11 protein-coding genes are annotated in these 13,016 nt (G+C 34.0%); 1 reads left to right on the top strand and 10 read right to left on the bottom strand.

The features are described 5' to 3' along the window. Positions 1 to 1,035 (top strand): DNA polymerase IV, encoded by a 1,035-nt coding sequence (locus E0D87_RS06255; RefSeq protein ID WP_130819776.1) that lies wholly within the window; start codon positions 1 to 3, stop codon positions 1,033 to 1,035. 59 nt (positions 1,036 to 1,094) lie between these two features. Here E0D87_RS06255 and recA read toward each other — a convergent pair whose 3' ends face one another. The 10 genes from recA to infB all read right to left on the bottom strand — a co-directional run bounded on the left by recA (position 1,095) and on the right by infB (position 13,014). Next, positions 1,095 to 2,156 (bottom strand): recombinase RecA, encoded by a 1,062-nt coding sequence (recA, locus tag E0D87_RS06250; protein ID WP_130819775.1) that lies wholly within the window; start codon positions 2,154 to 2,156, stop codon positions 1,095 to 1,097. Positions 2,157 to 2,278: 122 nt separating this feature from the next. Then, on the bottom strand, positions 2,279 to 2,809 hold the full coding sequence (gene pgsA / locus E0D87_RS06245; RefSeq protein ID WP_004834277.1) for a CDP-diacylglycerol--glycerol-3-phosphate 3-phosphatidyltransferase: 531 nt from the start codon (positions 2,807 to 2,809) through the stop codon (positions 2,279 to 2,281). After that, positions 2,796 to 5,102, bottom strand: a complete 2,307-nt coding sequence (locus tag E0D87_RS06240; RefSeq protein ID WP_130819774.1) for an FtsK/SpoIIIE family DNA translocase — start codon at positions 5,100 to 5,102, stop codon at positions 2,796 to 2,798. The genes pgsA and E0D87_RS06240 overlap by 14 nt, the downstream gene beginning before the upstream one ends. Positions 5,103 to 5,178: 76 nt before the next feature. Next, positions 5,179 to 7,311 (bottom strand): polyribonucleotide nucleotidyltransferase, encoded by a 2,133-nt coding sequence (gene pnp / locus E0D87_RS06235; RefSeq protein ID WP_130819773.1) that lies wholly within the window; start codon positions 7,309 to 7,311, stop codon positions 5,179 to 5,181. A 46-nt stretch (positions 7,312 to 7,357) separates the two neighbouring features. Further along, entirely contained in the window at positions 7,358 to 7,624 is a 267-nt protein-coding gene (rpsO, locus tag E0D87_RS06230; RefSeq protein ID WP_004834226.1) for a 30S ribosomal protein S15, read from the bottom strand. Positions 7,625 to 7,741: 117 nt separating this feature from the next. After that, a complete protein-coding gene (locus E0D87_RS06225; protein WP_130819772.1) occupies positions 7,742 to 8,683 on the bottom strand; it encodes a bifunctional riboflavin kinase/FAD synthetase in 942 nt (313 codons plus the stop codon). After that, positions 8,667 to 9,554, bottom strand: coding sequence for a tRNA pseudouridine(55) synthase TruB (gene truB / locus E0D87_RS06220; RefSeq protein WP_130819771.1), 888 nt, complete (start codon positions 9,552 to 9,554; stop codon positions 8,667 to 8,669). The genes E0D87_RS06225 and truB overlap by 17 nt, the downstream gene beginning before the upstream one ends. Continuing rightward, positions 9,547 to 10,521 carry a DHH family phosphoesterase gene (locus E0D87_RS06215; RefSeq protein WP_130819770.1) on the bottom strand — a complete coding sequence of 325 codons (975 nt, stop codon included), beginning with the start codon at positions 10,519 to 10,521 and terminating at the stop codon, positions 9,547 to 9,549. Before E0D87_RS06215 ends, truB begins: the two co-directional genes overlap by 8 nt. Continuing rightward, positions 10,499 to 10,885, bottom strand: coding sequence for a 30S ribosome-binding factor RbfA (gene rbfA, locus E0D87_RS06210; RefSeq protein WP_130819769.1), 387 nt, complete (start codon positions 10,883 to 10,885; stop codon positions 10,499 to 10,501). The genes E0D87_RS06215 and rbfA overlap by 23 nt, the downstream gene beginning before the upstream one ends. Beyond that, the gene (gene infB / locus E0D87_RS06205) at positions 10,885 to 13,014 is read right to left on the bottom strand and encodes a translation initiation factor IF-2 (RefSeq protein ID WP_130819768.1); all 2,130 of its coding nucleotides are present in this window, start codon (positions 13,012 to 13,014) and stop codon (positions 10,885 to 10,887) included. Before infB ends, rbfA begins: the two co-directional genes overlap by 1 nt. Positions 13,015 to 13,016: the final 2 nt, after the last annotated feature.

Here is a 13,016-nt window from a genome sequence, read left to right as displayed (position 1 = left end):
ATGAGATACATATTTCACGTCGATTGTGATGCTTTTTATGCATCATGCGAAGAATTAAGAAATCCTAAATTAAAAAACTTGCCACTAGCTGTTGGTGGACTTTCAAATAAATCAATAATTACTACAGCAAATTATAAGGCTCGCACCTTTGGTATTCATTCAGCTATGCCTGTTTTTATGGCCAAAACACTTTGCCCAAATCTTATTATAATTCCTGTTGACCATAAATACTACAGAGAAAAATCTCGCGAAGTGTTTGCCATAGTTAAAACTTTTTCAAAAGTAATGGAGCAAGTGTCTGTGGATGAAGCTTATTTAGTAGTTGATAATGATAATCCACAAAAAATATCCCATATTTTACAAGATAAAGTCCATAGGCAAACTGGTATAAGCATTTCTGTTGGTATATCTTATAACAAGTTTCTAGCAAAATTAGCTAGTGATTGGAAAAAACCTCACGGTATCACCCAAATAAATAAAGAAGACCTTGATAAAATGCTTCCTGATATCTCTATTGATAAGGTTCATGGTATAGGAAGGAAAACTAGTCAGAAGCTTAATAAGATAGGTGTAAGCAAGGTAGGTGACCTATTAAAATTAGATGAAGAATATTTGACTGATAATTTTGGCAAGCAAGGAACTTACATTTATCATGTGATAAGGGGAGTCGATGACAGGAAAGTAAATCCAAGTAGGAAGAGAAAAAGTATCGGTAAAGAACGAACCTTCAGCAAAAATACTAATGATATAAATCTTTTATATTCTTACCTTAAAAATTTATCAGAATTGATAGAAGATGAGATGAATATAAAAGATATTCAAGGTAAAACTGTCAATATAAAGATTAAAGATGAAAGATTTAAGACTCATACTAAGGCGATCACCCTCCAAGAGCCAATATACACGGCAATTGATATATATAATGAGTCTGTAGGACTTCTCAATGAGGTTTATAAGGGTGAATATCTAAGGCTTATAGGTGTTTCTATATCAAATTTGAGCAAAAGAGATTTAAACCAACTATCATTTTTATAAATTTACTCATATTAAAATCCCAGAAATTTGGACAAACTCCAAAATTTCTAGGATTTTTCTTATTTCTCTACTTTTTTATCTTCTTTATCTTTTGTATCCTTGCTATCTTCTTCGTGAGATTCATCTTCATCATCTTTAGCATTTATAGTTGCACGAACTTCTGCTTCTATTTGACTTGCAAGTTCTGGATTTTCTTCAAGATAATCTTTTACTTTTTCTCTACCTTGACCTAATTTCTCATCCTTGTATGAAAACCAAGAACCAGCCTTATCAACTACATCTAAATCTACAGCAGTATCTAATAAAACTCCCGACTTAGAAATACCTTGACCATACATAATATCAAATTCTACTACCTTAAATGGAGGTGCAACTTTATTTTTTACAATTTTAACCCTAGTTCTAGAACCAATTGATTCATCACCTTGAGTTATTGTCTTAAGTCTTCTTATATCAAGTCTAACAGAAGAATAAAACTTAAGAGCACGACCACCTGGTGTTGTTTCTGGATTACCAAACATAACCCCAACTTTTTCTCTAAGTTGGTTGATAAATATTACTGTTGTATTTGACTTTGCAATAACACCAGTAAGTCTTCTTAGAGCTTGACTCATAAGTCTTGCTTGAAGTCCTACGTGACTTGCTCCCATTTCCCCTTCTATTTCCGCCTTAGGAACTAAGGCTGCAACAGAGTCTACTACTATTAGATCTACAGCACCACTTCTAACTAAGCTTTCTGCTATATCAAGACCCTGCTCTCCTGTATCTGGTTGAGATAAAATTAAATTATCAATGTCTACGCCCAAGTTTTTTGCATATTCTGCATCAAGGGCATGCTCCGCATCTATAAAGGCGCAAGTTTGATCTTCTTTTTGATCTTCTGCTACTATATGAAGGGCAAGTGTTGTCTTACCAGATGATTCTGGTCCGAATATTTCTATGACTCTTCCTCTTGGTATCCCACCAACTCCAAGTGCCATATCTAGGTTTACAGCTCCAGTTGGTATTGCTGATACAGAAATCTTAGGAGCTTCTCCCATCTTCATGATAGCTCCCTTACCATATTTTTTCTCTATATTTTTAAATGCCTGATCCAAGGCTTTTTGTTTTTCTTTATCCATAATAAACTCCTATATTTTTCTATAATCTGTACACTATCAATTACTTTTATTATATCATTTTTTTACTTTTCTTAAAGTATTTTGGGCAAAGTTAAACCCTGCCTTAAGCAGGGTTATATAAGTTATATATTTTCTAAATCTAGAACTTTTTTATTTTTAACTATATAATCTACTCCAGATATCACTGTCAATATTACAGCTAGGTAGTAAACATACATTCCAATTCCATTTAGTAATTGAGAATTTAATAAAAGCATAACTAAAGCAATCATTTGACTGGTTGTCTTTGCCTTTCCCCACATGCTTGCAGCTATTGTAATACCTGAATCAGCAGCTAAGGTTCTAAATCCTGTTATAATTAACTCTCTTGAAATTATTATAATAACTGGCCAAGCTGCTATTGTTCCATCTTCTACTAGTACTAAAAATGCTGCCATAGTCAAAACCTTATCAACCAAAGGATCTACAAATTTACCAAAATTTGTGATTAAATTTCTGCTTCTAGCAAGGTGCCCGTCAAGGGCATCTGTTAGAGAGGCAACTATAAATATAATGGCAGCTATATTCATACTTCTGCCCTCAATCATAAATACAATTACAAAAACTGGTATCAAAAACAGTCTTACAAGTGTTATCTTATTAGCTATATTCATTATTTTCTCCTTCAAAATAGGACCTATCTACAAGAACTTTTCTTGGTTTTGATCCTTCATATCCTCCGACTACTCCTCTTTGTTCGAGCTGATCTATTATTCTTCCTGCTCTTGCATAACCAACCTTAAGCTTTCTTTGAAGCATTGAAACAGATGCTGTATTTTCATTTATAATAATTTTAATTGCTTCATCTATTAATTCATCTTCATCATCACTTGGATTTGATTCTTTTACAGAAACTTCTTCTACCTTCTCTATGGCTTCTTGGTCATAGTCACTTTCGTTTCCCTCTTTGATTGATTGTACTACATTCATTACCTCATCATCAGATACAAATGCTCCCTGAATCCTAGTTGGTTTCATTGAATCACTAGATTGATACAACATATCACCCTTGCCAAGGAGTTTCTCAGCTCCCTGAGCATCTAAGATTGTCCTAGAGTCAATTTGACTTGTAACTGCAAAGGAAATCCTTGATGGGATATTTGCTTTGATTGTTCCTGTTATTACATCAACAGTTGGTCTTTGGGTTGCTATTATTAGATGGATTCCGCAAGCTCTTGATTTTTGGGCAAGTCTTGTTATATAATCCTCAACCTCAGCTCCCACAGTCATCATCAAATCAGCTAACTCGTCTATTATGATAACTATATATGGTAAATTTTCCATTGAGTCGTCTGATTCTTGAGCTTTTTTGTATCCTACTATATCTCTAACATGATGTTTTTCAAAAAGTTTGTACCTTTTTTCCATTTCAGATATAGCCCAAAACAATGAAGATGATGCCTTTTTAGGATCTGTTATAACTGGCATAATTAGATGTGGGATTCCATTGTAGATAGAAAGCTCTACTACCTTTGGGTCTACCAAGAGAAGTTTTACATCATTTGGTGAATGTTTGTATAAAATTGACATAATTATGGTGTTTATACAAACAGATTTACCCGATCCTGTAGCTCCAGATACTAAAAGGTGAGGCATCTTTTCAATAGCAGATACTTCAACATCACCAGAGATTGATTTTCCCATGGCAAAGGGAATCTTGTATTTAGATTTGACGTATTTTTCAGATGCTAATATTTCTTTTAGGCCTACGACTTCCTTTTTGTCATTTGGCACTTCAATTCCTACATGGCTTTTGCCTGGAATAGGTGCTAGGATTCTTATTCCGCTTGTGGCAAGAGATAGAGCCAAATCATCAGCTAGATTTACAATCTTACTTACCTTCACACCTCTTTGTGGTTTTAGCTCATAGCAAGTAACTGTTGGTCCTACATCTATCTGAACAACTTTTCCATCTATGCCAAAAGAATCTAATGTTTCTTCTATAGCGACAGCTCTTTGTCTGATTTCTCCATCATCTACTCCACCGTCGCTATTTCTATCTTCTAAAAGATCTATTGCTGGGTAGGTATAGTTGCCAAATTCTCTCCTAAAGTTCTCATTTAAATCAGCAAATTCAACCTGCCTTGACTTATAATTATTAACCTTGGCATCGCCCAAACTATCCAAATCATAGGTCTTTAATGGTTTTCTCTTAACTTTTGTTTCTTCCTTTACTTCTTTAGATTTAATTTTATCATCTTCTACTGGTAAAGGATCGTAAGTTTTTATCTCTTCTTGGTTTATTTCCTTATCTATTTTTTCTCTTGAAGCTTTCCTCTCTTTTATCGTTTTACTTTTTTGTCTAGCAAACTCAGCTGTTTTACTAAAGAGTGTTTGTATCATTTCCTTAATTTGATTTAAAAACTCAATATAAGTAAAGGGGCTTAGGTCAACTATCAAGAAAACAATACTTAGTCCATATAATATATAAAGACCCACATTTCCTATCAAGTTAACTAAAAAATAACATATAATTCCACCTACAGCTCCACCAGCGTCTGCTTTTTGAACCATAGCATATTGAATAGTCCACTCTAGGTCATTTCTAATAGTTGATCTTGATAAGATAGCCAAGGTTAAAAGAAATATTAGATAGGTTAATAGAAACCTTGAGATGTTCTTCCTAAAATTTCCTTTAGCAACAAATAAAAAGCTAAGAAATACTATAGCTGGAACAAGTAGTGCAAGTTTTCCAAATATTTTAGAGAAATAATCTGAAAGAAAATCTCCCATAATTCCAGTATTCGAACTTAAAATAAATACAAATAATATAATCTGTATGAACATCATTATTACGGAAAATTTCTTCAAATCAAAAGTAAATTCTCTAGTTTTTTTCGCCTTCGTTCTATTAGGCGATTTTTTATTTGACTTTTTTCTAATTCTATTTTGATTTTTATTGGTCATTTTCACCTCTATTTCAATTATATAATAAAGGACATAAAAAATAAACTGCCCGAAGACAGTTTATCGTATTTGTATCTTACTTATCTTTATTCTTCTTGTAAGGTGATTCGTCTACTGGCCAAGCTTCAGGTTTTTCCAAAAGAGCCTTGCGAGATAGGTTTATCCTACCTTGTCTATCAATTTCAGTTACCTTAACTTTTACTTCATCTCCAACACTGAGTACATCTTCAACCTTTTCAACTCTGTGATGGTCGATTTGTGATATGTGCAAGAGTCCTTCTTTACCGATTGCAATTTCTACGAATGCACCAAAGTTCATGATTCTTACGACTTTTCCAGTGTAGATATCACCAGGTTTTGGATCTGTAACAATCGCCTTTATCATCTCGATTGCCTTCTTGCCACTTTCACCATTATCTGAAGCAACAGTTATATGTCCATCATCTTCAGTTTCTATCTTTACACCTGTCGCATCAATTATTTTGTTGATTGTTTTTCCACCAGAACCGATAACGTCACGAACCTTTTCAGGATCAATATCTATTGTATATAATCTTGGAGCATAGTCGGAAATATCTGCTCTAGGTGATTTGATTGCTGTTTCAATCACATCAAGAATTCTCATCCTAGCATTGTGAGCATCAGCTAGAGATTTTTCTAATACTTCTCTAGTTATACCAGAAATCTTCATATCCATTTGAAGGGCTGTAATACCGTCACGAGTACCTGCTACCTTAAAGTCCATATCTCCTAGGTGGTCTTCTAAGCCTTGGATATCTGTAAGAATTGATATAGAATCATCTTCTTTGATAAGCCCCATAGCTATACCTGCAACTGGCTTTTTGATTGGAACACCTGCATCCATTAAAGATAGAGTAGATCCACAGATAGATGCTTGTGAGCTTGATCCGTTTGATGATAGAACTTCAGATACAACTCTGATTGTATATGGGAATTCACTTTCATCTGGAAGAACTGGAACTAGAGCTCTTTCTGCCAAACGACCATGACCGATTTCACGACGTCCTGGTCCTCTTAGTGGTCTAACATCTCCTACACAAAATGGTGGGAAGTTATATTGGTGCATGTATCTTTTTGTTATTTCTTCACGATTTAGTCCATCTATTATTTGAACATCAGCAGGAGAACCCAATGTCACTACTGATAAAACTTGAGTTTGTCCTCTTTTAAACAATCCAGATCCATGTACTCTTGGTAGAAGTCCAGCCTCTGCTGATAAAGGTCTTATTTCTGTTAGATCACGTCCATCTGGTCTGATCTTGTCTATAGAAATCATACGACGAACTTCTTTTTTCATAATATTATCTATTCTTCTATGAATTTCATCTTCTGATTCTGGGTATTCCTCTAGGTATTTAGCTTTTGCTTCTTCTTCTATCCTAAAGATATTATCTTCTCTTTCAGTTTTATCTGTAGTTCTTATAGAATCTTTAATATCTTGTTCAAAATCTTTTGATATTAATCTATCTAGCTCTGTTTCTTCAATTTCGCTAACTTCAGCTTTTTCTTTTCCAATATCATCAATTATAGTTTGGATAAAATCAGAAATGTGTCCAATTTCTTCTAGAGCAAGTAGCATAGCTTCTAGCATATCACTTTCACTAAGCTCATTGGCACCAGCTTCAACCATGTTGATTGCACCTTTTTTACCTGCAACAGTTAGCTCTAGAGTGGATTTTTCTCTTTCTTCCTTGTTAGGATTTATTATAAATTTATCATCAACCTTGCCTACCATACAAGCTCCAACTGGACCATCAAAAGGTATGTCTGATATACCTAGTGCAATAGATGCTCCTATTGTTGTAAGTGGATCAGGAAGGTTATCTTCATCCATAGATAACACTGTTGCTATGATTTGTACATCGTTATAATAATTTTCTGGGAAAAGTGGTCTTAGAGGTCTATCCATTTGACGAGAAATAAGAGTAGCTTCATCACTTGATTTTCCTTCTCTTCTTAAGAATCCACCTGGGATTTTTCCAACTGCATAAAGTTTTTCTTGAAAATCACAAATTAGTGGGAAAAAGTCAATTCCTTCTCTAGGCTTTTCGCTAGCTACTGCTGTTACAAGCATTGAAGTATCTCCACTTCTTATGTAACATTCACCATTAGCTTGTTCAGCGAACTTTCCAATGGTAACTTCAAAGTCTTTTCCTAATTTTGATGTGTATTTATAAGTTTTTACCATCTTTACTCCTATATAAAATAAGGCGGGTAAATCCCCGCCATAAAAATTAACCTCTTAAACCTAGTTTTTCAACGATTGCTCTGTATCTTTCGATATCGTTGTCTCTTAGGTAGTTTAACATACCTTTTCTACGTCTAATCATTTTGTAAAGACCTCTTCTTGAAGAGTGATCTTTTTTGTTTGATTTTAAGTGTTCTGTTAAGTCAGCAATTCTTTTTGAAAGGATTGCAATTTGTACTTCAGGAGAACCTGTATCTCCTTCTTCTAGTTGATATTCTTTGATTATTGCTTGTTTTTCTTCTGTGTTTAACATAATTTCCTCCGTTTATTGTATTTGCCAATACCAAGTAAAAGTCGAGGTTTCAATCACTTAGTAAAGGTACCGTAAAATATTATACTAGATAAAATTATTTTGTAAAATTAAATATATCTATTTATCTATGTTTTCTAAATATAATCGTGCCTTAGCTTTATCAGAATTCATTTGATCTATCAAGGCTTCTTTTGAATCAAACTTGATATCATATCTAAAGAAGTCAATAAACTCTATACTTATATCCTTGCCATATATATTTTTATCAAAATCTAAAATATATGTCTCGATCTTTCTATCTGCATTTTCAAAAGTTGGATTTGTCCCAATATTGGTCAATCCATAGTAGAATTCATTATCAACATTTACCTTAGTAAGATACACTCCATCTACCGGCAAAACGTAATTAAAGCTTAAATCAAGGTTTGCTGTTGGGAAATTTAGGGTTCTACCTCTTTTCATTCCATCAACGACTCTTCCTTTTATTTTATAATTTCTGCCAAGGAGCCTATTTGCTTTTTTGATATTTCCTTCTCTAATTATGTCTCTTATATGGTTTGAAGATATCTTATTGTCATGATCTTCCTTTTCGAAGTCAACAACAGATGTCTTATAATCATATCGTTCTTCAAATTTATCCAAAGTTTCTATATCGCCTGAAGCTTTTTTACCAAATCTATAATCTTTGCCGCAAATCACATAAGATGCATTGAGCTTTTTATTAATTATTTCTGATATAAATTCTCTAGGTGACAGATTCATAAACTTTTCATCAAAATCTATCAAGCAAAAAGTCTCAATTCCCATAGATGCCAATATTTCAATCTTATCCTCTAGGCTTGTCATGTATTCTTTTTCTTGTTTTAGTCTAAGTTTTGTATTTTCCTTAAACAACAAAACCGCAGGCTCTAGATTATATTTTTTGCTTATTTCTAAGTTGTTTTTCATTAATTTTTGATGACCTAAATGTACACCATCAAAGTTTCCTAGAGAAACCGCCTTTCTCTCAAGGTCAGGCAAGTCTATATTTAGGTCATATATTTTAATCTTTTCTATCATAAAATACTTTCTCCATTTTTAGAAAATATTCATCCCCTTTTATAAAACTTTTGCCAAGTCCTATAAATTCATCACCGAGGTAAACTCTCACCTTTTCTTCAAGCTTATCTTCTATTCTTATTGTCATTCCATTTATTGCATTAGAAAAATATTTCTTGTCAAGATCATATCTAGGAAAATTATCTAGCGCCATATCCAAATTGTTAAGGCTTTTAATAAGAGTTTCTTTATCCATTTCTAAAATATCGTCTGAGTCGATAGAATCTTCTATTCTAAAATCTCCCACCCTAACTCGGCACAAGTCTTTAACATAGGCAAATGTTTCTAATTCTTCTCCTATATCGTCAACCAAGGTTCTGATGTAAGTACCTTTGGAACAGGTTACCTTTAATTTTGCATAGGGAAAGTTAAAATCAAGAAGTTCTATATCATATATAGTTACCTTTCGTTTTTTTCTTTCTATCTCTATACCTTCCCTTGCTAGGTCGTAAAGTTTTTTGCCATTTACTTTAAGGGCTGAATACATAGGTGGTATTTGAGTAATCTCACCCTCATAATTTTTAAGGACTTCTTCTAAATCACTTCTTGTTATTTGCTTATCACTCTTATCTATAACTTCTCCAGATGCATCCAAGGTATCTGTTTTCTTGCCGAATTCTATTAGCGTCTCGTAAGTTTTATCCTTGCCCATCATATAGTCAGAGACTCTAGTAGCTTTTCCTACAACTATAGGAAGAACTCCTGATGCTTCAAGATCAAGAGTTCCCGTGTGTCCAACTTTTTTTTGATTTAAGGCTTTTCTTACAAGCGAAACGCACTTAGCAGAAGATATACCTTTTTTCTTGTTTATATTTAAGATACCGCTATGCATCTATTTCCTTTAATATAGTTAGAGCCTTGGCACTTGCAGATTCTAATGAATCATCAAATATTGAAAATCCACTTGCCTTTATGTGGCCACCGCCACCATTTTCTCTTGCAACTTTGGCTACATCACAGTCTTTACTTCTAAGTGATACCTTGTATTCTCCATTATCGTATTCTTTTAATATCATGGATACATTTACTTCATCTAGGTCTCTTAGCATACCTACAACTGTTTCACTATCACCCATTTGAACTCCGTGTTTTTCTACAAGTTCTTTTGATATGACAGAGTATGCTTTTTTGTCAAAAAACTCAGCATTAGCAATAACTTCTGTTTGGAATTTCATAACCTTTATTGGTTTTGATTGGTAAAGATTTCTATAGATATATTCGCTATCTGCTCCTAATGTTAATAGTTTTCCTGCAGCATTAAAGGTGTATTCACTAACATTTGCATAAAGGAACCTACCTGTATCAGTACATAGACCTGTATATATCAAGGTAGCTATATCTTTATCTATTGGAAGATTTAACCTATCTATAATTTCAAAAACCAACTCACATGTTGCAGGTGCAGTATCATAGATTAGATTTAGGTCAGTATCTATTCCACCGCCAACATGGTGATCTATAACCAAAGTATTCTTAGATGCTTTAGCTATAGGTGTTAGTTTATCAGTAATCCTATCAAATTCTGAACAATCTAAGATCATAAACAAGTCATAGGAATCTCTAGAAGGTGCCTTATAGTTTTCCTTTTCTGGTAAAAATTGTAAATAATCATCAATTGTGTCATTTGCTAGAACTTCTACATCCTTACCATAAAGCTCCAAACTTTTTCTAAGAGCAAGGGTAGAACCCAGATTGTCTCCATCTGGGTTTATGTGACTTGCAATAGCTATTGTTTCTGCATTATCAACAAGTTCTTTGAATTTATCTAATTTTTCTTTACTGATTCTTTCTATCTTCATTGGCTTTTTTATCCTTTGCAATTGTTTCTTCTATAAGTTTATCCATGTAAGCACCACGTTCTATGGATTCATCAAGCTTAAACCTAAATTCTGGCATTGACCTAAGTCTCATTCTCTCGCCAATTAGAATTTTGATGTAACCTTTGGCTTGTTCCAAAGCTTCTAATACATCTTCTTTGTTGTGGCTATCTCCAAGAACACTGACATAGCAATCAGCATATGACAAATCATTTGTAACCTCAACATCTGTTATAGATACCATAGCCTCCATGCTTAATCTTGGATCGTTTAGGTCATCTCTAAGAATTTTGGACAATTCTTTTTTTACTTCAGAAGAAATTCTTTCTGTTCTTCTTTTATTCATTAATCTCTTTCCTTTTCAACCATTTCGTAAGCTTCCATTACATCGCCTACTTTGATATCATTAAATCTATTTAGACCGATTCCGCCTTCATAACCTTGGGCAAGCTCTTTGGCATCATCTTTAAATCTCTTCATAGATGCAATATCTCCATCAAATATTACTATATTGTCACGAAGTAGTCTGATTTTTGCCCTTCTAGGAACAGAACCATTAGTTACCATAACTCCTGCTACAGTACCTGCTCCTGGTACCTTGAAGGTATCACGAACCTCAGCACGTCCTAGGACAACTTCCTTAAATTCAGGATCAAGCATACCTTTAATAGCTTTTTCTACATCTTCGATAGCTTCATATATTACAGAATATGTTCTAATTTCGATGTTATTATCCTTAGCTCTTTCTAGCGCACCTTGAGTTGGTCTTACGTTAAATCCAATGATAACCGCATTAGATGCTTGAGCTAGAAGTACATCTGATTCTGTAATTCCTCCTACAGCTCCAGCTATAACAGAAACTAAAACTTCTTCGTTTGAAAGTTTAACTAAAGATTGACTTACAGCATCAACTGTTCCCTTAACGTCAGTTTTTACTATGATATTTAGCTCTTTTAGCTCACCTTCTGCAATATCAGAGTACATATCTTCAAGGTTAGTATTTGCCTTTGCTTTAAGGTGTTCTTCACGTTTAAATTCTGCTGCTCTTTGAGCAAATTCACGAGCAAGTTTTTCATCCTCAACTGCATAAATCATATCTCCTGCCTCTGCCACATCGGATAAACCTAAAATTTGGGCTGGCATAGATGGAGTCGCTTCTTCTATTGCTTCTCCTAGTGAGTTAAACATAGCTCTAATTCTTCCTGAAGATGAACCTGTTACAACATAATCACCTGCATGTAAGGTTCCCTTTTGGACAAGAACAGTTGCAACTGCCCCTCTTGCTTTGTCTAGTTGAGCTTCAACTATAATTCCCACTGCATTTCTATTTGGATTTGCCTTTAGCTCTCTCATTTCAGCAACTAGAAGTACCATTTCAAGGAGTTCCTCGATTCCTTCACCTGTATGAGCAGATACTGGAACCATTATTGTATCTCCACCCCACTCTTCAGATACAAGACCATGTTCCATCAGTTCTTGTTTTACTCTATTTGGATCAGCTACTTCTTTATCTATTTTATTGATTGCTACAACTATTGGAATATCAGCAGCCTTGGCGTGGTTAATTGCCTCAACTGTTTGTGGCATTACACCATCATCTGCAGCTACTACAAGGATAGCAATATCTGTAGATTGAGCTCCTCTCATTCTCATTTCTGTAAAGGCCTCGTGACCTGGAGTATCTAGGAATGATATTTTTCTTCCATCAAGGTCAACTACAGATGCACCTATATGTTGGGTTATTCCGCCCGCTTCTCCACTAGTTACTCTTGTTGATCTAATACTATCTAAGATAGATGTTTTACCGTGGTCAACGTGTCCCATTACTGAAACAACAGGAGGTCTTTTTACAAGATCTTCTTCCTTATCCTCATAGTCTAGTTCTACTTGTTGTTCTTCAATGGCATCATACTCTTGTTCTAGGCTTATCTCCTTGCCAAAGTCAAGGGCAACTAATTGGGCTTGCTCGAAGTCAATTTGATCATTTAATCCTGCCATAACTCCAAGACCGATTAGTTTTCCTATAACTGAATTTGGATTTTCGCCAATTCTATCAGCAAAAGTTTTTACGTTTACAGTTTCAGGAATCTCAATAATTCCATCATCTTTTTTCTCGTCAGCTTGTTTTTTGCTCACTTTGGAAGTTTTCTTATTTTTAGATTTTTTCTTTCTTTTCTTTTTCTTAGGTTTTTGTTCAAACTCTTCGAAATCTTCCTCTTCTATAGCCTTAGCCATATTCTTCTTGTGGTTTTTATTTTCCTTTTTATTTGACTTGTTTTTATTAGGTTTCTTATCTTCTTTTCCACCTTTAAGCTCGTCAAAATATTCGTTTATTATATCAAGATCAGAACCGCCAACCATTGACATATGAGATTTTATATTTAAGCCAAACTCATCATTTAATAGTTTAACCATCTCTTTAGCTGCCATGTTGTTTTCTTTTGCTAATTCATATACTCTAATTTTATCTGCCATAT

It is taken from the genome of Anaerococcus vaginimassiliensis (genome assembly GCF_900626155.1).
GTDB lineage: Bacteria > Bacillota > Clostridia > Tissierellales > Peptoniphilaceae > Anaerococcus > Anaerococcus vaginimassiliensis.
The sequence above is the reverse complement of the archived record's forward strand: the minus strand, read 5'-3'. Positions and strand labels throughout refer to the sequence as shown.

Bases quoted from the DNA above. Each gene is read 5' to 3' on its own strand.
- E0D87_RS06255 (WP_130819776.1), top strand. From the start codon at position 1: ATGAGATACATATTTCACGTCGATTGTGATGCTTTTTATGCATCATGC.
- recA (WP_130819775.1), bottom strand. From the start codon at position 2,156: ATGGATAAAGAAAAACAAAAAGCCTTGGATCAGGCATTTAAAAATATA.
- pgsA (WP_004834277.1), bottom strand. From the start codon at position 2,809: ATGAATATAGCTAATAAGATAACACTTGTAAGACTGTTTTTGATACCA.
- E0D87_RS06240 (WP_130819774.1), bottom strand. From the start codon at position 5,102: ATGACCAATAAAAATCAAAATAGAATTAGAAAAAAGTCAAATAAAAAA.
- pnp (WP_130819773.1), bottom strand. From the start codon at position 7,311: ATGGTAAAAACTTATAAATACACATCAAAATTAGGAAAAGACTTTGAA.
- rpsO (WP_004834226.1), bottom strand. From the start codon at position 7,624: ATGTTAAACACAGAAGAAAAACAAGCAATAATCAAAGAATATCAACTA.
- E0D87_RS06225 (WP_130819772.1), bottom strand. From the start codon at position 8,683: ATGATAGAAAAGATTAAAATATATGACCTAAATATAGACTTGCCTGAC.
- truB (WP_130819771.1), bottom strand. From the start codon at position 9,554: ATGCATAGCGGTATCTTAAATATAAACAAGAAAAAAGGTATATCTTCT.
- E0D87_RS06215 (WP_130819770.1), bottom strand. From the start codon at position 10,521: ATGAAGATAGAAAGAATCAGTAAAGAAAAATTAGATAAATTCAAAGAA.
- rbfA (WP_130819769.1), bottom strand. From the start codon at position 10,885: ATGAATAAAAGAAGAACAGAAAGAATTTCTTCTGAAGTAAAAAAAGAA.
- infB (WP_130819768.1), bottom strand. From the start codon at position 13,014: ATGGCAGATAAAATTAGAGTATATGAATTAGCAAAAGAAAACAACATG.